Source organism: Paenibacillus aquistagni, assembly GCF_900177815.1.
In the GTDB taxonomy this organism is placed as follows: Bacteria; Bacillota; Bacilli; order Paenibacillales; family Paenibacillaceae; genus Paenibacillus_B; species Paenibacillus_B aquistagni.
In genome coordinates this window covers 1-18,465 of sequence record NZ_FXAZ01000006.1, presented here as the reverse complement: position 1 = coordinate 18,465, position 18,465 = coordinate 1, and the positions used below count along the sequence as shown (strand labels likewise).

At 50.7% G+C, this 18,465-nt stretch carries 17 protein-coding genes, 8 tRNA genes, 1 rRNA gene and 2 riboswitches; of the genes, 1 reads left to right on the top strand and 25 read right to left on the bottom strand.

Annotated elements, in window-relative coordinates; all coding sequences use genetic code 11:
• Positions 1–187: 187 nt before the first annotated feature.
• The 16 genes from purN to B9Y93_RS24660 all read right to left on the bottom strand — a co-directional run bounded on the left by purN (position 188) and on the right by B9Y93_RS24660 (position 16,381).
• Complete coding sequence (gene purN, locus B9Y93_RS18570) at positions 188–880, bottom strand: phosphoribosylglycinamide formyltransferase (protein ID WP_244903476.1); 693 nt, start codon at positions 878–880, stop codon at positions 188–190.
• Complete coding sequence (gene purM / locus B9Y93_RS18565; RefSeq protein ID WP_085496914.1) at positions 877–1,923, bottom strand: phosphoribosylformylglycinamidine cyclo-ligase; 1,047 nt, start codon at positions 1,921–1,923, stop codon at positions 877–879. The genes purN and purM overlap by 4 nt, the downstream gene beginning before the upstream one ends.
• Positions 1,924–2,086: 163 nt before the next feature.
• On the bottom strand, positions 2,087–3,610 hold the full coding sequence (purF, locus tag B9Y93_RS18560; protein WP_085496912.1) for an amidophosphoribosyltransferase: 1,524 nt from the start codon (positions 3,608–3,610) through the stop codon (positions 2,087–2,089).
• Positions 3,595–5,880: a phosphoribosylformylglycinamidine synthase subunit PurL gene (gene purL / locus B9Y93_RS18555; RefSeq protein WP_176228975.1), complete on the bottom strand. Its 2,286-nt coding sequence runs from the start codon at positions 5,878–5,880 to the stop codon at positions 3,595–3,597. The genes purF and purL overlap by 16 nt, the downstream gene beginning before the upstream one ends.
• Positions 5,864–6,550, bottom strand: coding sequence for a phosphoribosylformylglycinamidine synthase subunit PurQ (purQ, locus tag B9Y93_RS18550; protein ID WP_085496910.1), 687 nt, complete (start codon positions 6,548–6,550; stop codon positions 5,864–5,866). The genes purL and purQ overlap by 17 nt, the downstream gene beginning before the upstream one ends.
• Positions 6,551–6,553: 3 nt before the next feature.
• Positions 6,554–6,799 (bottom strand): phosphoribosylformylglycinamidine synthase subunit PurS, encoded by a 246-nt coding sequence (purS, locus tag B9Y93_RS18545; protein WP_085496909.1) that lies wholly within the window; start codon positions 6,797–6,799, stop codon positions 6,554–6,556.
• 248 nt (positions 6,800–7,047) lie between these two features.
• Positions 7,048–7,148, bottom strand: a riboswitch (purine riboswitch).
• Positions 7,149–7,334: 186 nt separating this feature from the next.
• Positions 7,335–8,264 carry a phosphoribosylaminoimidazolesuccinocarboxamide synthase gene (locus B9Y93_RS18540; protein WP_244903475.1) on the bottom strand — a complete coding sequence of 310 codons (930 nt, stop codon included), beginning with the start codon at positions 8,262–8,264 and terminating at the stop codon, positions 7,335–7,337.
• A gap of 261 nt (positions 8,265–8,525) precedes the next feature.
• On the bottom strand, positions 8,526–9,824 hold the full coding sequence (gene purB / locus B9Y93_RS18535; protein ID WP_085496906.1) for an adenylosuccinate lyase: 1,299 nt from the start codon (positions 9,822–9,824) through the stop codon (positions 8,526–8,528).
• Positions 9,821–11,050, bottom strand: a complete 1,230-nt coding sequence (purK, locus tag B9Y93_RS18530) for a 5-(carboxyamino)imidazole ribonucleotide synthase (protein ID WP_425320362.1) — start codon at positions 11,048–11,050, stop codon at positions 9,821–9,823. The genes purB and purK overlap by 4 nt, the downstream gene beginning before the upstream one ends.
• Positions 11,051–11,052: 2 nt before the next feature.
• Complete coding sequence (purE, locus tag B9Y93_RS18525) at positions 11,053–11,568, bottom strand: 5-(carboxyamino)imidazole ribonucleotide mutase (protein ID WP_244903474.1); 516 nt, start codon at positions 11,566–11,568, stop codon at positions 11,053–11,055.
• Positions 11,569–11,858: 290 nt separating this feature from the next.
• A riboswitch (purine riboswitch) is annotated at positions 11,859–11,959 on the bottom strand.
• 204 nt (positions 11,960–12,163) lie between these two features.
• Positions 12,164–12,601: a universal stress protein gene (locus tag B9Y93_RS18520; protein WP_085496901.1), complete on the bottom strand. Its 438-nt coding sequence runs from the start codon at positions 12,599–12,601 to the stop codon at positions 12,164–12,166.
• A 74-nt stretch (positions 12,602–12,675) separates the two neighbouring features.
• On the bottom strand, positions 12,676–12,957 hold the full coding sequence (locus B9Y93_RS18515; RefSeq protein ID WP_085496899.1) for a DUF1294 domain-containing protein: 282 nt from the start codon (positions 12,955–12,957) through the stop codon (positions 12,676–12,678).
• A gap of 96 nt (positions 12,958–13,053) precedes the next feature.
• On the bottom strand, positions 13,054–14,046 hold the full coding sequence (locus B9Y93_RS18510) for a transglycosylase domain-containing protein (RefSeq protein WP_085496897.1): 993 nt from the start codon (positions 14,044–14,046) through the stop codon (positions 13,054–13,056).
• A gap of 469 nt (positions 14,047–14,515) precedes the next feature.
• Positions 14,516–15,130, bottom strand: coding sequence for an NAD(P)H:quinone oxidoreductase (wrbA, locus tag B9Y93_RS18505; protein WP_085496895.1), 615 nt, complete (start codon positions 15,128–15,130; stop codon positions 14,516–14,518).
• A 90-nt stretch (positions 15,131–15,220) separates the two neighbouring features.
• Positions 15,221–16,012 carry a pirin family protein gene (locus B9Y93_RS18500; RefSeq protein ID WP_085496893.1) on the bottom strand — a complete coding sequence of 264 codons (792 nt, stop codon included), beginning with the start codon at positions 16,010–16,012 and terminating at the stop codon, positions 15,221–15,223.
• Positions 16,013–16,231: 219 nt separating this feature from the next.
• The gene (locus B9Y93_RS24660) at positions 16,232–16,381 is read right to left on the bottom strand and encodes a hypothetical protein (protein ID WP_176228974.1); all 150 of its coding nucleotides are present in this window, start codon (positions 16,379–16,381) and stop codon (positions 16,232–16,234) included.
• 162 nt (positions 16,382–16,543) lie between these two features.
• On the opposite strand from B9Y93_RS24660, the gene B9Y93_RS18490 reads away from it, so the two are divergent.
• Positions 16,544–17,128: a hypothetical protein gene (locus tag B9Y93_RS18490; protein WP_085496892.1), complete on the top strand. Its 585-nt coding sequence runs from the start codon at positions 16,544–16,546 to the stop codon at positions 17,126–17,128.
• 387 nt (positions 17,129–17,515) lie between these two features.
• Here B9Y93_RS18490 and B9Y93_RS18485 read toward each other — a convergent pair.
• The 9 genes from B9Y93_RS18485 to rrf form a co-directional block, all read right to left on the bottom strand.
• Positions 17,516–17,592: transfer RNA gene (locus B9Y93_RS18485), tRNA-Arg, on the bottom strand.
• A 5-nt stretch (positions 17,593–17,597) separates the two neighbouring features.
• A tRNA-Leu gene (locus B9Y93_RS18480) sits at positions 17,598–17,682 on the bottom strand.
• A gap of 30 nt (positions 17,683–17,712) precedes the next feature.
• Positions 17,713–17,788, bottom strand: a tRNA-Lys gene (locus B9Y93_RS18475).
• Positions 17,789–17,796: 8 nt separating this feature from the next.
• Positions 17,797–17,871 (bottom strand) — tRNA-Gln (locus tag B9Y93_RS18470).
• A 20-nt stretch (positions 17,872–17,891) separates the two neighbouring features.
• Positions 17,892–17,967, bottom strand: a tRNA-His gene (locus B9Y93_RS18465).
• 73 nt (positions 17,968–18,040) lie between these two features.
• Positions 18,041–18,117 (bottom strand) — tRNA-Asp (locus tag B9Y93_RS18460).
• Between the two features lie 20 nt (positions 18,118–18,137).
• Positions 18,138–18,211: transfer RNA gene (locus B9Y93_RS18455), tRNA-Met, on the bottom strand.
• Between the two features lie 7 nt (positions 18,212–18,218).
• Positions 18,219–18,293, bottom strand: a tRNA-Glu gene (locus tag B9Y93_RS18450).
• Positions 18,294–18,339: 46 nt separating this feature from the next.
• Positions 18,340–18,456: ribosomal RNA gene (gene rrf / locus B9Y93_RS18445) — 5S ribosomal RNA — on the bottom strand.
• Between the last annotated feature and the right edge of the window lie 9 nt (positions 18,457–18,465).

The following is an 18,465-nucleotide window of genomic DNA, read 5'->3' as shown; positions in this document are numbered from 1 at the left end:
GCACGAAAGCTCGTTGCTTCCATTTATTATCATCATGACTTCATTTTCAAGCAAAAAGGAACGTCTCGCAACCTGCTATTCATGCCCGTATCTAGCTGCCGTAATGCCTTGAACCCATGAAAGCTAATAGCAGAAAAGGTGTGAGCGTAAGCGAGGATACGCCCAAGTCACACCTTTTGCCTGTTCTTTATCCTCTAGGCTGACTAGGCTGAAGCCTGCCCTGAATCAGCTCTTTAACGACCTGCGGATACAGTTCATGCTCGACTGCATGAATCCGCTCCGCAAGCGTGTCTTCGGTATCCCCATCTTCAATCACGACCGCACGCTGAGCCAGAATCGGCCCTGTATCCATGCCTTCATCTACGAGATGCACCGTTACCCCCGTCACGCGCACCCCATAGTCAAGCGCCTGCTTAATCGCATGCAAGCCAGGAAATGCTGGCAGAAGAGAAGGATGGATATTCAGCATGCGCCCTGCATAAGCCGCAAGCAGCACGGGCGTTACGATCCGCATATAGCCGGCCAGCACGATCCAATCAATGTTCTCCGCTTGGAGGCGTGCCAGTACGTCCCGTTCATACGCGGCGCGATTCTCATACTGCTTGGGATGATAGATAGCCGTTTCAATGCCTGCCGCCTTAGCACGCTCAATGACATAAGCGCTCGGCTTGTCGCATACCACAAGCGCAACCTCAGCCTGATACGCTTCAGGCTCATGCGAGATTGCATCCGCAAGTGCCTGGAAGTTCGAGCCTGAACCCGATGCAAAAATCGCAATTCGGGCAAGCTTCTGCGAGGAAGCTTCACTCCGAGCCTTATCCTCACAGACTGCTCCAGCAGTGCCCGTTATGCCATCTGTCATGTCATGCTTTATGCTCATAGTCCCACTCCAGGAATATGAACCTCGCGAGCTCCCTCGCGAATCGTACCGATGCGATATGCTTCTTCTCCGCTCGCCTTGAGCAGGCTCAGCGCTTCCTCAGCATCCTGCTCGGACACGACGAGCATCATGCCGATGCCCATGTTGAACGTCGTATACAGCTCCTCTGCAGTCAATCCGCCCTTGTTCTCCATCAGCGCAAAGATCGGATGCACAGGCCATGCCCCTGCATCAATCCAAGCCGCTGTTCCCTCAGGAAGAACACGAGGGATATTCTCAAGGAAGCCGCCGCCTGTAATATGCACAGCGCCTTTTACTTCAAGCTTCTCCATGAGCTGAAGCAGTGGTTTTACATAAATGCGAGTTGGCGTAAGCAGCACCTCGCCAAGAGAAGCCTCAGTCTCAAGCGCTGGAATGACATCCTGTAAGGAATACCCTGCCTGCTCTAGCAAGAGCTTGCGCACAAGCGAGAAGCCATTGCTGTGAACGCCGCTCGAAGCAAGACCCAAGATCACGTCGCCTGCCGCAATGCTGTCGCCTGTAATAAGCTTCTTCTTGTCGACTGCGCCCACGCTGAAGCCTGCGATATCATATTCCTCCGAGCCATACATGCCCGGCATCTCAGCCGTCTCGCCACCAATTAAGGAGCAGCCGGCTTGAGCACAGCCCTCGGCAATGCCGCTTACGATGCTCTCGATGCGCGCTGGAACGACCTTGCCGCAAGCCAGGTAGTCAAGGAAGAATAGCGGCTCGGCACCCTGCACGACGATGTCGTTTACGCACATGGCCACTGCATCAATACCGATCGTATCGTGCTTATCCATTGCGAAGGCGAGCATCAGCTTCGTGCCGACTCCATCTGTTCCAGATACCAGCACGGGCTCTTCGTATTTCTTGCTGTTCATTTGAAAAAGCGCGCCGAAGCCGCCCAGGTCTGTCATGACCTCCGGACGGAAGGTACGGCGTACGTGCTTCTTCATCCGCTCTACCGCTTCATTGCCGGCTGCAATATCCACTCCAGCTTGTTTGTAAGCCTCAGACATCGGTTTCTCTCCTCACCATAATTGTTGTGAAATGCAAGTTGAATCCCTCTATATTGCAATTGCTTCTATTAAAGCTATTGATGTTATTGATGTTATTACTGATATTGCTGCTACTGCTACTCAGCCTGAGACCAAGCAGCCTACCAGATCCTTATATCCGTGTTTAGCATACCGTCTCGCTTGCAATCTTCGAGAGCGGAATATGCTCAGTCGGGTAATCCTTATCGAAGCAAGCCATGCACAGCCCGTTGTTCTTCTCCTGTGTGAAGCTGCCGCCAATGGCCTGAACCGTTCCTTCCTTGGACAAAAAGGCGAGCGAATCTGCTCCTACGATCTTGCAGATCTCCTCAACGGAATGATTAGAGGCGATCAGATCGCTCGTATCCGGCGTATCAATGCCATAGAAGCAAGGATACTTGAATGGCGGCGAAGCGATGCGCAGATGCACCTCGGTCGCTCCTGCTTCTCGAAGCATCGTCACGATCCGGCGAGACGTTGTGCCGCGGACGATCGAATCGTCAATGAGCACCACGCGCTTGCCCTCTACGACGCTGCGCACTGCGCTGAGCTTCATCTTCACGCCCTGCTCACGCAGCTCCTGGCTTGGCTGGATGAAGGTGCGTCCGGAATACTTGCTCTTGATCATCCCCATCTCATAGGGGATGCCCGCCTGCTCGGCATAGCCGATGGCAGCGGAGATGCTTGAATCCGGAACGCCGGAGACGATATCCGCCTCGACGAAGGACTCCTTCGCGAGCTCCTTGCCCATCCGCTTGCGAGCCGTATGCAGGTTCACATCGTGCATATGGCTGTCCGGGCGCGCGAAGTAGATGAACTCCATGGCGCACAAGGCACGGCGCTCCACCGAAGCGAATCGCTCGGAGCGGAAGCCCATCGCGTCGAATACGAGCAGCTCGCCCGGCTCGATCGCGCGGATGAATTCAGCTCCAACCGCATCAAGCGCACACGTTTCCGAGGAGAAGATGTACGCATCCCCGATGCGCCCCATGCTGATCGGCCGAAGCCCATGAGAGTCGGAAGCCACGAGCAGCCGCTCATTGGTCATAATCAAGAAGGCAAAGCCGCCTACAAGCTGGCGGAGCGCCTCCTTCGCTGCTGTCACCAGATCCGCATCAGAGCGTGCGATCAGATGGGCAATAACCTCCGTATCACTTGTCGTTTGGAAGATCGAACCCTTCTTCTCCAGCTCTCTGCGAATGGCTGGCGCATTGACGATATTGCCGTTCGTTGCCACGGACAGCTCTCCATCTCTTGTCTTGAAGACAAGCGGCTGCGCGTTGGCTAGACGGCTGTCGCCAGAAGTCGAATAGCGAACATGACCGATCGCACGCTCACCCTTCATGCTCATCAAGCGATCCTTGTCAAACACTTCCTTCACAAGCCCCATGCCGCGGTGATAGGCGAATTCATTGCCGTCGGATGCGCAGATCCCGCAGCTTTCCTCCCCGCGGTGCTGCAGCGTATGAAGCCCATAATAGGTCAAGGCTGCGGCATCTCCATAGCCGAAGACGCCAAATACGCCGCATTCCTCACGCAAGCGGTCGAAGGGACCGTCCTTGCCGATCCCTTCGTTATAATAGCTGCCGCTCGCATCTATTTCAGACAGCTGATTGATTCGAGCGCCCTCGACTGCCTCTTGCTTAAGCCTTGTTATTGCATCAGACATGGAATCGCATCCTTCCATACCCGCTCCGCTTCATGCTGTGCGACATCGATCGCTTGCTGACCGTTCACTTGAATCGAAATACGGTCACCGCCAACAACACCGATGCGCTGAACAGGCACTTCATTTTGAGTACAAGCTTCAACGACTGCATCTGCTGCTTCTGGACTTACAGACAGCACAATGCGGGACTGGGATTCACTGAACAACGCAACATCTGTGCGCAGGCCTTCTGCGCTTACCTCAACTTCAGCGCCAATGCCGCCGCTGATTGCCGATTCTGCGATTGCAACAGCAAGACCGCCCTCCGATACGTCATGCGCGGACTTCACAAGTCCATCCTGAATGAGCTTCAGCACCGTCTTCTGCAAACGAAGCTCAGTATCCAGCTCCAGCACAGGCGGACGCCCTTCCGTTACGCCATGGATCACGAGCTGGAACTCGCTTCCTCCAAGCTCTGCCTTGGTGTCGCCAAGCAGGATCACAACATCTCCAGCTTGTTTGAAGCCTTGTGTCGTAATGTGGTCTGTATCATGAACCAAGCCGACCATGCCGACAACCGGCGTCGGGTAGATCGCATCCTTGGCATTCTCATTATATAAGCTGACATTGCCCCCAATAACCGGCGTATCAAAGTGGCGGCAAGCCTCTGCCATGCCATCAACGGATTGCTCCATCTGCCAGAAGTTCTCCGGCTTCTCTGGATTGCCGAAGTTCAGGTTATCTGTAATTGCAAGCGGCTCTGCACCGGAGCACACCACGTTGCGCGCAGCTTCTGCAACCGCGATGCGTCCGCCCATGTAAGGGTCCAAGTAAGTGAAGCGGCCGTTGCAGTCTGTCGTCATCGCAAGCGCCTTGCGCGTGCCGCGCACGAGAACGACTGCTGCGTCTGAGCCAGGCGCTACGGACGTGCTCGCCCGAACCATGCTGTCATATTGGCGGTAGACCCACTCTTTGCTTGCTACTGTAGGCGAAGCCAGCACTTTCAGCAGTGCATCATTCACATCTGTGACTTCCTCGTAGCGATTCGTATCCACCGCTTCGTTCTTCGTATAATAAGCCGGTACTTGAGACGGCTTCTCATATACAGGACACTCATCCACCAATCCGCGAACCGGCATGTCAGCAACAACTTCGCTGCCATATACGAGGCGAAGGCGTCCATCGTCGGTTACACGGCCAACCTTGCGGCAGATGACACCCCAACGCTCGAAGATCTCCATCGCAATCGGCTCGTTATGCTCTTCGATTACGAACAGCATGCGCTCTTGCGATTCGGAGAGCATCATCTCATAAGGGGTCATGCCTTGTTCGCGCTGCGGCACCTCATTGAGATTAAGCTCCAAGCCGTTCCCTGCCTTGCTCGCCATCTCTGCGCTGGAGCAAGTCAAGCCCGCTGCGCCCATATCCTGAATTCCGATTACGATGCCGGATTGAATCAATTCCAAGCAAGCTTCCATCACCAGCTTCTCCATGAACGGATCGCCGACCTGTACAGCTGAGCGCTTCGCTTCCGATTCCTCTGTCAATTCCTCAGAAGCAAATGTAGCGCCATGAATGCCGTCACGGCCAGTCGCCGGCCCCACATAGTACACCGGGTTGCCAACGCCGCTTGCAACACCGCGCTGAATGTCCTCATGATCGATCAAGCCGACACACATCGCGTTAACGAGCGGATTGCCCTCATAGCTGGAATCAAACATCACTTCGCCGCCTACGGTAGGAATCCCGATACAGTTGCCGTAGCCTGCAATGCCGGATACCACATGCTCGAACAAATAACGCACGCGCTCATCGGTCAGCTTGCCGAAGCGAAGCGAATTCAAGGTTGCGATCGGACGCGCACCCATAGAGAAGATGTCACGGATAATGCCGCCTACCCCTGTTGCTGCGCCTTGATAAGGCTCAACTGCGGATGGATGGTTGTGGCTCTCAATCTTGAAGCACACCGCTTGGCCGTCGCCGATATCGACGATCCCTGCGCCTTCGCCTGGACCCATCAGCACACGCTCGCCTGTCGTTGGGAATCGCTTCAAGAGCGGCTTGGAATTTTTATACGCACAGTGCTCCGACCACATCACGCTGAATACGCCGATCTCCGTATAATTCGGCTTGCGACCTAGAATGGTGCAGATGAGATCATATTCGGAATCGGACACGCCCATCGTCGCATAAATACGTTCGCTTGCGATCTGCGCAGGAGTCGGCTCCTTCGACATGTTGATCTTGCCCTGCTCAAGAGAATCGAGCGTATTCTTAGTTAACGTTTGCATGACGTTCCCTCCAAGCCTTCATAATCGATGTAAACATACGCACGCCGTCGGATGAACCAAGCAAGTCGCTCACGGCCCGCTCAGGATGCGGCATCATGCCAAGCACATTGCCCTTTTCATTCACGATTCCCGCAATGTCGTTCAAGGAACCGTTCGGATTGTCATCATACGTAAATACAATCTGTCCATTCGCCTGCAGCTTCGCAAGCGTCTCATCATCACAGTAATAGTTGCCTTCACCGTGTGCGATCGGAATATTGATCAACTCGTCTTGCTTATATTCGGAAGTGAACGCTGTATCCGGCCTTGCGACGCGCAGCATCGAGCTGTGACAGCGGAATTTCATGCCAGTGTTGCGGCGCAGCACGCCTGGAAGCAAGCCTGCCTCCGTGAGAATTTGGAATCCATTGCAGATTCCAAGGACATACACACCCGCTTCAGCAGCCTTCGCTACGGCATTCATAACCGGAGCAAAGCGTGCAATCGCACCGCTGCGAAGATAATCACCATAGGAGAAGCCTCCAGGGACAATGATGAGATCATAGCCTGTCAGATCTTCAGTCGTATGCCACACACGTTCTACTGCTCCATCGGTCATCGTTTCTTCAACGGCATGGACGCAATCAAAGTCGCAGTTCGAGCCTGGAAATACAAGTACCGCTACCTTCATGACTTAGTCCTCCAATTCGTAACGATAGTCTTCAACAACAGGATTGGATAGAATCTGCTCGCACATCTTCTTCAGATCCGCCTCGGCTTGAGCGCGATCATTCGTTTCGAGCACGAACTCCAAGTACTTGCCAATGCGCACATCCTCGACAGCTCCATATCCCATCGTATGAAGCGCACGCTGCACAGCCGCGCCTTGTGGATCAAGTACATTAGCCTTTGTTGTGACATACACCTTTGCTTTGAACATCTGTTTTGTTCCTCCCCAATGGTTGAGATGAGTTGTTGGTATAGCGTCTTCCACCTGCAATCCTCAATACAAAAAGGCCCAATAGAGCACTTGTAAGCAGCTCTGCTACCTGGACCTTCGAATCTCGCACTTCAAAAGAAAGGCAATAAACACACTGCATGTACAGACACCATACGGTTGATGAAGATCATATTGGAATGCACTTGCACATGATCACTTCCGCAATGTGGAATCTATAAGCCATGCCGCTCGTCATCGCTTTCTCCCGTAGTCCAAAGATTTACGGTCTTTAGGTAGAGACTTCGGGCCATATTCCCCGAATTATACGAGAGCTATCATTATACGTTATATATGAACTTAGCTTTAGTGTAACAGTGTTCAAATCCTAATGTCAACCGCAAAACACGAACATTAATTCTTTTTAAAAAATATATAGTTCGCCTTTGTCGGAATAGACCTTTACAAATTATCGATCTCTTGCTTCCACCACATGGAAAAGAAAAGCCGCCCTTTAGCATCTGGAGCGGCTTCAGCACTATTTTGTTAGTCGATTCAAAATGTCTACATAGCGTTTTGTTGTCTCTTCCACGACATGTTGAGGGAGAGGGGTTGGCTTGCTGTTCTTGTCCCAGTCTGATTGTGCTAGATACGAACGAACAGGCTCCTTGTCCATGCTGTCGATCTCCACATCGAGTTCATACTTCTCCTTCGCCCAGAAGCGCGAGCAATCCGGCGTAAAGATCTCATCAATCAAGATCAGCTCGCCATCGATCAAGCCGAACTCGAACTTGCAGTCCGCCAACATAATCCCGCGTTCCTCGCAGTAAAGGCGTGCGAATTCGTACAGCTCAAGGCTCTTCGCGCGAAGCTTGAGCGCGAGTTCTTCACCGATCATCTCCTGCATCGTGGCAAACGGAATGTCCTCATCATGGCCGACATCGTTCTTCGCGGCCGGTGTGAAGATCGGCTCGGGAAGACGCTCATTCTTGCGCAGGCCTGCAGGCAGAGCAATGCCGTTGACAGCCTGCGTGCTCTCATATTGGCGCCAGCCGCCGCCTGTAATATAACCGCGAACAACGCATTCAATATCAATGCGTTCCGCCTTCTTCGTGAGCATCGTGCGCTTCTTAAGCGGCGCAGCGTCTGCAAGCACCTCTTGCAGCTGCTCCACCTCGCAATGAATCATATGATTCGGCAAGATGGAGCGCGTCTTCTCGAACCAGAACTTGCTGAGCTGATTCAGCACATTGCCTTTCTCCGGCACAGCGGGTTCCAATACGTAGTCAAAGGCAGAGATGCGATCTGTCACCACAATCAAGTACTGCTCGCCAAGATCGTACAGCTCGCGAACCTTGCCCTTATACGTTAGCGGCACCTTAACGAATGCCTCTGCACTTGCGATAGCTTGCCCATCCGTTCCATCAGCCTGCCCCATGCCTACAGCCTGTTCATTCGTTGCTGTCATGCTACACAACCTCCCCATGTTCTCCCATGCTACTTGATTTGACATCTCGTGTTTCGAACTTGATTAATAAGCGGCATCTTCTGTCCTTCAGTTAAAGTTAAAGAACAATCAAAGAAACGATTCAAGGAACGATTCAAGATTGATCGCCCAGCTTCCTTTCAGGAACTGAGAAATTTTCAGGAACTGAGGAATCTATTTCAGTGTGAAAAAACGGCCCGCGCAACCAGCAACGCTGCTTCTGCTTGGACCGTTTATTGCTTGTTAGTCGATAAGACCGACTTGGCGGAAGATCGTATCCACGTTCTTCAGATGCCAGGATGGGTTGAACGCATCCTCAATTTCTTCAGGAGACAAGACGCTCGTAATCGCTTCTGTCTCTTGGACGATGCTCTTGAAGCTGCGCTGCTCCTCCCAAGCCTGCATCGCACGCGGCTGAACGGTATCGTAAGCCTGCTCGCGAGCCCAGCCCTTGTCGATCAGCTTCGTCATGACGCGGCCAGAGAATGGCACGCCATACGTGCGCTCCATATTGCGCTTCATGTTCTCAGGGAAGACCGTCAGGTTCTTCACGATGTTCATAAAGCGGTTCAGCATGTAGTTAAGAAGCATTGTCGCATCCGGCAGGATGACCCGCTCCACGGAGCTGTGCGAGATATCGCGCTCATGCCAGAGCGTCACGTTCTCATATGCGCTCACCATGTGACCGCGGATTACGCGAGCAAGGCCGGAGATGTTCTCACTGCCGATCGGATTGCGTTTATGCGGCATTGCAGAAGAACCCTTTTGCCCCTTCGCAAACGCCTCCTCGACTTCGCGGAATTCACTCTTCTGCAGTGCGCGCACTTCCGTCGCGAACTTATCAAGGGAAGTTGCGATCAGAGCAAGCGTCGCCATATATTCCGCGTGGCGATCACGCTGCAGCGTTTGCGTTGAGATAGGTGCTGGAGAAGTGCCTAGCTTCTCACACACGAATTTTTCAACAAATGGATCAATATTCGCATACGTTCCTACAGCACCTGAGATCTTGCCGAACTCAACGCCTTTAGCCGCATGGCGGAAGCGCTCCAGGTTGCGGCTCATCTCGGCATACCACAAAGCCATTTTCAGGCCAAATGTCGTAGGCTCTGCATGAACACCATGCGTACGTCCCATCATCGGTGTATCTTTGTATTCAAGCGCTTTATTTTTCAGTATCTCAATAAAGTTCTGAATGTCCTGCTCTAGAATCTCGTTCGCCTGCTTCAGCAAATAGCCAAGCGCTGTATCCACAACATCGGTGGATGTTAGGCCGTAATGCACCCATTTGCGCTCAGGACCCACCGTCTCGGATACCGCACGTGTGAAGGCAATGACGTCATGACGGGTTTCCGCTTCAATCTCCAGAATGCGGTCAATATCAAAGCTTGCATGTTCGCGAAGCGCTGCAACGTCTTCCTTCGGAATCGTTCCAAGCTCAGCCCATGCCTCACAAGCACACAGCTCGACCTCAAGCCATGCCTTGAATTTGTTCTCTTCCGTCCATATCGCCCGCATCTCAGGGCGCGAATAACGCTCGATCATGATTGTGTATTCCTCCAAATATGATTAGTCTCTACCCATTGCAGCGCCGCTTCCACATCATCAGCTAAAATATTGATATGTCCCATCTTGCGCTCGGGCAGTGCCTTGGACTTCCCGTACCAGTGCAGCTTCGGTATGACGCTTAACTGCTCAGCCGACTCGTCCTTCTTCTCCATCCATTGTAACATGCCTTCATGGTGTTTACCGAGCAGATTCGCCATCACAACAGGCGTGCGAAGGGTCGTATCGCCAAGCGGCAGATTGCAGATCGCCCGCAGATGCTGCTCGAACTGGGAGGTTGCACACGCATCCATCGTATAATGCCCCGAATTGTGCGGTCTTGGCGCCAGCTCATTGACGATAATCTGATGATCCTCAGTTACGAACATCTCAACTGCGATCAAGCCAACGACCTGAAGCGAGGCTGCAATGCGACGCGCCAGCCGCTCTGCCTCCTGCTGAACTTCAGCAGGTACGCGTGCAGGCACAATCGATAGATGAAGAATATGGTTGACATGCTCATTCTCCGCAGCAGGGAAGGTCGCAATCTCACCGCGCGCATTGCGGGCTGCAATTACGGACATTTCCATTACAAATGGAATAAAGGCCTCCAGCACCAGCTCTGCGCTACTGCCAGCCAGATCCTCGTAAGCTTGCTTCGCATCCTCTACTCGCTTGATCATCCGCTGTCCCTTACCATCATAGCCGCCGGTGGCTATCTTCAATACCCCTCGTCCGCCGAAAGCAGCCAGCGCTGCTTCCAGACGCTCGACCGAATCTATCGCCGCATAAGGCGCGACAGGGACTCCCGCATTAGTCAGCGCTTCCTTCTCCTTCAGCCGATGCTGGGTCAGCTGAAGCAGCGCGCTGCCTTGGGGCAGATACGCTTCTTGCTCCAGCTTCTTCACCGTCTCTAGCGCGACATTTTCGAATTCATACGTAATCACGTCTGCCAGCTCGCCAAGCTTCTCCGCCGCAGCCAAGTCACCATAATCCGCCTGAATAGGCTTCGCTGCTTCGCTGCATGGCGCATCAGCCGCTGGATCAAGCGAGACCATGCGATAGCCCATGCGCAGGCCATCCAAGGCCAGCATGCGTCCAAGCTGACCTCCCCCAAGCACGCCAATTGTCGAACCTGGCAGCAAAGGAGCCGCATCTTTATGTTTCACATTATCCCGCTGAAGTCCCGCTTCTTCATTGACTGTCGGCTTCGTCGTCTTCATCATCGTCATCTTGGCAGCTCCCCTGTGTCTGCAACCTGCTGTCTTATGAGCTCACGTCGTTCAGCAAGCCGGGCTCTCAAGCGCTCATCCGTCATCCCAAGCATCTGCGCAGCAAGCAAGCCTGCATTGGTGGCCCCTGCATGGCCAATTGCTACTGTGGCTACCGGCACTCCTGCCGGCATCTGCACGATGGACAATAAAGAATCCAGTCCGTTAAGCGTCGAGGACTTCACCGGCACCCCGATAACCGGCAGCACCGTCTTCGCAGCGACCATGCCTGGCAGATGAGCAGCCCCTCCTGCGCCAGCAATAATAACGCGAATGCCGCGATCAACAGCTGCTTCCGCATAACGGAACATCTCATCCGGCGTACGATGCGCGGAGACGACCTTCGCTTCATACGGGACCTCCAGCTCCTCTAGCATCTCGCATGCCTTTTTCATCGTGTCCCAATCGGATGTGCTCCCCATAATTACACCCACAACCGGCATCTCTAGTCTAGCTTCTGATTCCTTCACCATTGCTACCCCTCACCCTCCATGAATCATTGGTTCTGATGCTGCTGTTCTTTTGTCTATCTATCATCTTGGTTAAAGCCCAATCTTATATGGCTCTGCACATCACGAACGTTCAAGCTCCTCTTTCGTGAATCCATGCCCTTGCTCTTGCCGTCTCACTCCCTGAATGCCGCTTCAGCTCTTAACTCACAATAAAAAGACCAAAGAAATCCGTTCCCTTGGCCCGTAACGTATGTTGAAAATGACGCTAAGAAGGATTGCGCGCGTTCCTGCTATGCTCGCTCTCATTCCTCATCCTTAAGCATCATTCTCGTAGTCCAAAGATTTACGGTCTTCGGGTAGAAACTTCTGTCCATATTCACAGAATTATACGAAAACGAATAACATTCGATTATCTTTTGCTTCATCTTCAGTTTATCAAGTCTGCAATTCACCTGTCAACCAAATACACGAACATTTGTTGTTAATAAGTTTATAATGTTCGTAAATTACTCAAACTCCGCGCAGTTCTTGATGATTCGTCATCTCTCCATAAAAAAGCCAGCCCGACATCCTCCTAGGAGGAAGGCCAGACTGGCTTCATTTTGCATGTATAAGCTTATGATTTCATAACAAGCACAGGGATTCTCGAATTCTGCACCACATGATGGCTGACGCTGCCGAGTACAAATTCCTTCAAGCCGCTAAGACCGCGGCTGCCGATAATAATAAGATCATTGTGATGCTTCTCGGCATAGTTCAAGATCGCTTGCCCTGCAGGTCCTTGGATCAGATCAACACTCACCCGGTCTCCCAGGAAGCTCACCGTCTCCTTCGCTTGTGCAGCAAGCTGCTCGGCGTATTCAAAGATCTCTTCATTTACTTGCGGCGATGCCGTTGCAAACACATCCCCAATAAAATATTGTGGCAGCTGGAAGATATGAACGACGTTTACTTTCACTTCACTGTCCTTCTCTGCCAGATCTATAGCATGCTTAAGGGCAGTCTTCGAAGGCTCAGATCCATCATAGGCGACTAGTACACGTTTGAATTCCATAGTATCATCCCACTTTCACTCAGCTTCAATGTTGTTCTTCGTTGCTTTAAAGTATCGTAATGATCTAACATTTATTACCCGAATTGAACAAGGATGAAACCGTATATGACAATATTTACAATGAGGATAAAGGGAATGCCTGCTGTAAATGTCGTGTGCTGTGTCTTATGATGCTTATGATACATGCCGATCAGCACACCGAGCGCTCCGCCAAGCCACGCCGTGCCGAACAAACGCTTTTCCGGAATGCGACGTCTTCTCTTCACGGCCAGATCCTTATCCAGTGACATGAGAATGTAGCCAACGATATTCAAAATACATGCATAAATGAAAACCGCTAGAGTCAGTGTCTGCATACACACCCTCCTTTAGGATTATTATACATGATTTTAAGATCGATATTGAACGTCAGCCCCTGTCTGTTGTGAAAATGAAACACTTATCTCGCGCCATCATGCTGCTGCGGAAGCAGCGCCCATCGAGCCAGAACTTACAAGAATCGGGGTCTTGAGGGCCTCGTTGAGTTCTGCTTGCGAGATCCATCCAAGCTGATGCATCCGATGCAGTACTACCTCTTGTCTTGCCTTCGCTTTCTCCGGATGCTTAATGGGCGAATAACGCTCTGGCGCCTTCAGGAGCCCCATCAGCATCGCCGACTCTGCTAGATTAATCGTTGGCTGCTCGCCGTACAATGCCGTTGTCTTATGAAAATAAAATTGTGCTGCTGCCTCGACACCATATTTTCCATGGCCAAAATAAACGCGATTCAAATACATATTCAAAATATCCTGCTTGCTGTAGCGCCACTCCATATTAGCTGCAATCGCGATTTCCTTCAGCTTTCTAGAAAATAGCTTTTCTTGCGTCAAAAACAAATTTCTGGCAAGCTGCATGGTGAGGGTGCTCCCTCCCTGTGCTTTATGCCCCTCTCGCAGATCCACCCACACGGATCGGCCAAGCCCGATAGGATCGAAGCCAGGGTGAAGATAAAAACGATGATCCTCTATCGCGAGCAAGCTGTCGCTTACATAAGTCGGCATATGCTCAACTCGAATTACAGGGAATCCATCTGGGCTCACTCCATCCTTATTCACACTTGCATATAAGGCATCAAGCTTAGCCTGATCTATCCATATACTGCCGGCAGCCGTTAACCCCGCATACCCAATGAGCGGTGTTAGAATAAAGATGCACAACAGGCTGATGACTGCTTGCTTCCATGAGATTGTTCTGAAGGAACGAGGGCTCTCGTTCTCTTCATGCTCTGCATGCTGTCCTGCTGGCTGACGCAGGTCCTCATTGGATTCATTATGTTGACGCGCATCCTCCTGCCCGAGATGTCTCACAGGCGATGTGCGATAAGCTTTCTTAGCCTTTGTCTGAAGCGGTACCAGCATGGAGGCTGTTACCGTATGATGTTGTCTGTTAGGAGAAGATGTATCCATCCTTCTTCCTCCTTTCTATACCACTACTTTACTTGAGATGGAGGAATGGACCTATTGATTTAACGAACAATTACCTTACATTGTTGCAACCTTGCAATCCCTGCATCTTACCTTCTGCTTCACTATTATCCTACTCCACTATTACCCTATCTATATGTAAACAAAGCCATAAAGGAACTCACCCTTGAATGGTAATGTAAAAAAGAAGCCTGGACCACACAGGTCCAAGCTTCTCTCGCAGCTCTGTCTCCAGCTATTTGCTGAGCATCGTCTCGTATGCTGCAATGGTACAATCATGAATAGCAAAAGAGATGTTGTCTTTTTATGATTAGCCGCATGTAACGACTTGAGTGCTGTAATGCATATCTGCTTCAGCACCTCTTCAGAAGACAAGCATAACGGCATAGCTTGGCTTTAGAGCTGCTTACTTGTACAGAACGGCTTTTACAGCTTCTTACCGTTGATTGGTTTAGCCTTCCAAGCCTTTTTTCACCCAGCCTGCTACATTGACGGTTCGCTTCGCTTGATGCTTCACGCCGCCCTGCACATCCTCAAGCAGCTTGCCATCTTGGCCAACTGTAACGCTTGTGCCATATGGATTGCCTCCTGATGCAAAGGTAACCGGATCAGTATAGCCCGGTGCTGCAATGATCGCGCCCCAATGGTGCATCATCGTGTACAAGCTCAAGATCGTTGCTTCTTGACCGCCATGCGGGTTGCTCGCACTGGACATGGCGCTTACGACTTTGTTCATAAGCTTGCCTTGGAACCATAAGCCGCCTGTAGTATCCAAGAACTGCTTCATCTGAGACGGCATCACCCCAAAGCGGGAAGGCACACTGAAGATGATCGCATCTGCCCACTCAAGATCGCTTAGCTGCACTTCCGGAACATCCTGTGTGGCGTCCACATGCGCTTTCCAAGCCGGATTGCTGTCGATAGCAGCTTGAGGAGCAAGCTCTGGTACTTTTAGGACTCTGACTTCAGCGCCAGTTCTCTCAGCGCCTTCTTTTGCCCATTGTGCCAATTGATAATTCGTTCCTGTTGAACTGTAGTAAATAATAGCTAATTTAACATTTTCCATGTGAATCTCTCTCCTTTAATCAAATAGGTTGATGTATAGTTAACACGTGTTAATGGATAATTAAAAAATTGAAAAAATTGCGACTCTTATTCAAGCTTCTACTTTTTCGGGATACAGCGGATAATCTACCTCGGTCGGGACTTCTATAATAATCATGCGGGTTTCCTGATCAGAAGACACCGTCCATTGCTCATTTCCGTTAAATTCCTTTTCAGCTTCGATCACCACAAAGTCCGTTTGTCGATAAAGCTCATGTATACCCTGCCCTTCACCAGACCAGGTTCCCTGTCCAGAAAGGATAAGAATACCTAAGCTTCTGCCAGCAGGAAGATCACGGACATAGGATGCGCCAGCTGGAAGCAGGATATCCGTCATTACCGCATCCGCCTCGATGGAGAGCGGCGATCCTTCTCCAAGCACCGTTTTCAAGCTTATTCCTTGCCCAAGCTCATGCTTCGGAAACGCATCATGCTCAGCTTGCTTATATACTGGACTTCTCTTTATTGATTCTCCTCGATTCGGTTCAAACCAGATCTGCAGGAGCTCAGCATGAGGCCCCTCAAGCCGCTCGCTATGATGTATTCCACTGCCCGCTTGGATCAATTGAGCACCACCTGCACCTACAACGCTGTCTGTTCCTAATGAATCGCCATGATGCGTATATCCATTCAACACATAGGTCAGAATTTCAAAGGAATGATGGGGATGAGGTGGAATATATCCTCCTACATCGGACTTGGCCCATGCCCAATAGAACAAGGTACTGAGCCTGTGAATCGCTCCACCTTCATGAGGAAAGCCAATGGGCTTCTGCTCGGTAATCTTGCCGCCATCAAATGCTCCTTGAGCTTGATCATCTGCCTTAATGATGCGAATGCTCAACGCAATCCCTCCTTTTTACTCACAATTATAACCTGTAGCATTTTCTCTAATTAGAGATATTATGCCTTCGAAGCATTAAGGTCATATTGTTTACATCCCCTTCATCCATCAGTTGTGAAACAACCCCTGATGAGACATATCTTCGAGCTTGCACTTTATATCTATTTGCGTGCTTTAAGTCCCGACTTCCCTGAGCAAACGCACCTCGCTCAGTAAGACTCATTCATTGGAAGAACCAGGCTTCTGCTTCTGCTTCTGCTTCTGCTTCTGCTTCTGCTTCTGCTTCTGCTTCTGCTTCTGCTTCTGCTTCTGCTTCTGCTTCTGCTTCTGCTTCTGCTTCTGCTTCTGCTTCTGCTTCTGCTTAGTCACAGTGTATCGGGTTTTTATCTTGATGTCAAGATATATGTTTTCGAGTTTTTATCAAATCGATCCCCGCCTACATCGAATAGTATATATTTCCGCTCTGTTTAATGCTCTGCTTCACTCGGGTACATACTATTGTATAGAAAACAGCCCAGGAGGATTTATATATTGACACAAACATGGAAATACGGGGCTTTATCCCTTTTCTTATCTGCTATATTGGTGAGTGGCTGCAGCTCAGCCAGCGATGAGACGGGTACAGCAGCTTCAGGAACAAATCCGTTGAATCCACAGGACACCTCACAAACTGAACAAACAGTAGATCAAGAAACGGAACCTGCCCAAACAGAAGGAGCAGCGTCTAAGCAAGAGCCTCCTGCCTCCCAAGGGGATGAAGCCGCTCATGAGCAAGAGCAAACCTCTATGGAGGTAGAGCGTATCTTATTCGATGGCTCTATTGGAGAGGGTTATCACAAAAAGGTCGAATTGATGAAGGATGGCAGTGAACATATCGTCATTACTAACCCACAGGGGAAGGTACAAGTAGATAAACGTGAATATGAAGGGCTCATTACATCCGTTAATGGCCATGTTCTAACCGTACAGCTCAAGCAAGGTCTAGAGAAGCAAATCACGATCCCTGCAAATGTAAAACGATCTGACGATACAGACAAAGATTATCAGGTCGGTCTAGAGATCGAATGGGAGCAGGATGCAGAAGGAAACATTCTCGAAGTTGAGCTTGATGATTAGGGTAAAATGAAAGTGATCGCGCTGATTATCTTTTGTTCATGAAGTTGCTTTAATGTAAATGCATATTAAAAGAAAACCCACTGATTATGGTCAGTGGGCATTTCCCGTTTAGCAACGTCCTACTCTCCTAGGACCCTACTGTCGTTTCAATTTATCTTGCTTATTCATTAATAGGTGGATGCTTGCTTCTTCCTCAACTACATTCTAACTAACATTCACTGTTCATCAGCACGCCGCCCAATAATAGATGTTCATCCATAACATGTCATGGGTTTAAACCATAAACCAACTTTGGAGCATATAAAAAAGCTCGCAGAATGTTATGAATCCCTGCGAGCATCTCTGTTTGTTAAGTATAACCGGTACGTAATCTAACTAAATGGTAACTGGCGCGCCCTAAGAGATTCGAACTCCTGGCCTTTTGATTCGTAGTCAAACGCTCTATCCAGCTGAGCTAAGGGCGCATGGTTGGTGCGCGTGGAGGGACTTGAACCCCCACGTCGTAAGACGCTAGATCCTAAGTCTAGTGCGTCTGCCAATTCCGCCACACGCGCACATTGTTACAAGCTACTCCAAGAGTATACTGGTGAGCCATGAAGGACTCGAACCTTCGACACCCTGATTAAAAGTCAGGTGCTCTACCAACTGAGCTAATGGCTCTTATGAGATGGCTGGGGATATAGGATTCGAACCTATGCATGACGGAGTCAAAGTCCGTTGCCTTACCGCTTGGCTAATCCCCAATATGTATTTAAGGTATAAATGGGGCGACCGATGGGAATCGAACCCACGAATGTCGGAGCCACAATCCGATGCGTTAACCACTTCGCCACGGCCGCCATATTAACTAATCACTAATGTAATGATTAGAATCAAACGTAAATACTACATCACACATAGATGTCATTAAAATGGCGGAGCCGACGGGATTCGAACCCGCGATCTCCTGCGTGACAGGCAGGCATGTTAGGCCTCTACACCACGGCTCCATCTATGAGTTTGAAACTAATTGCGGGGGCAGGATTTGAACCTACGACCTTCGGGTTATGAGCCCGACGAGCTACCGAACTGCTCCACCCCGCGTTATTCATGGTGACCCGTAGGGGATTCGAACCCCTGTTACCTCCGTGAAAGGGAGGTGTCTTAACCCCTTGACCAACGGGCCTTGAAGTCACTTCGTTGGGCAAAAAAAATCCCCCGTTGGGGGTTGGGCTTGGCAACGTCCTACTCTCCCAGGACCCTGCGGTCCAAGTACCATCGGCGCTGAAAGGCTTAACGGTCGTGTTCGGGATGGGTACGCGTGGAACCCTTTCGCCATCGTCACCAAACCTGATTTT

Bases quoted from the DNA above. Each gene is read 5' to 3' on its own strand.
- purS (WP_085496909.1), bottom strand. From the start codon at position 6,799: ATGTTCAAAGCAAAGGTGTATGTCACAACAAAGGCTAATGTACTTGAT.
- purN (WP_244903476.1), bottom strand. From the start codon at position 880: ATGAGCATAAAGCATGACATGACAGATGGCATAACGGGCACTGCTGGA.
- B9Y93_RS18520 (WP_085496901.1), bottom strand. From the start codon at position 12,601: ATGGAATTCAAACGTGTACTAGTCGCCTATGATGGATCTGAGCCTTCG.
- purQ (WP_085496910.1), bottom strand. From the start codon at position 6,550: ATGAAGGTAGCGGTACTTGTATTTCCAGGCTCGAACTGCGACTTTGAT.
- purE (WP_244903474.1), bottom strand. From the start codon at position 11,568: ATGGTGAAGGAATCAGAAGCTAGACTAGAGATGCCGGTTGTGGGTGTA.
- purF (WP_085496912.1), bottom strand. From the start codon at position 3,610: ATGTCTGATGCAATAACAAGGCTTAAGCAAGAGGCAGTCGAGGGCGCT.
- purL (WP_176228975.1), bottom strand. From the start codon at position 5,880: ATGCAAACGTTAACTAAGAATACGCTCGATTCTCTTGAGCAGGGCAAG.
- purK (WP_425320362.1), bottom strand. From the start codon at position 11,050: ATGATGAAGACGACGAAGCCGACAGTCAATGAAGAAGCGGGACTTCAG.
- B9Y93_RS18540 (WP_244903475.1), bottom strand. From the start codon at position 8,264: ATGACAGCAACGAATGAACAGGCTGTAGGCATGGGGCAGGCTGATGGA.
- B9Y93_RS18515 (WP_085496899.1), bottom strand. From the start codon at position 12,957: ATGCAGACACTGACTCTAGCGGTTTTCATTTATGCATGTATTTTGAAT.
- wrbA (WP_085496895.1), bottom strand. From the start codon at position 15,130: ATGGAAAATGTTAAATTAGCTATTATTTACTACAGTTCAACAGGAACG.
- B9Y93_RS18510 (WP_085496897.1), bottom strand. From the start codon at position 14,046: ATGGATACATCTTCTCCTAACAGACAACATCATACGGTAACAGCCTCC.
- purB (WP_085496906.1), bottom strand. From the start codon at position 9,824: ATGATCGAGCGTTATTCGCGCCCTGAGATGCGGGCGATATGGACGGAA.
- purM (WP_085496914.1), bottom strand. From the start codon at position 1,923: ATGTCTGAGGCTTACAAACAAGCTGGAGTGGATATTGCAGCCGGCAAT.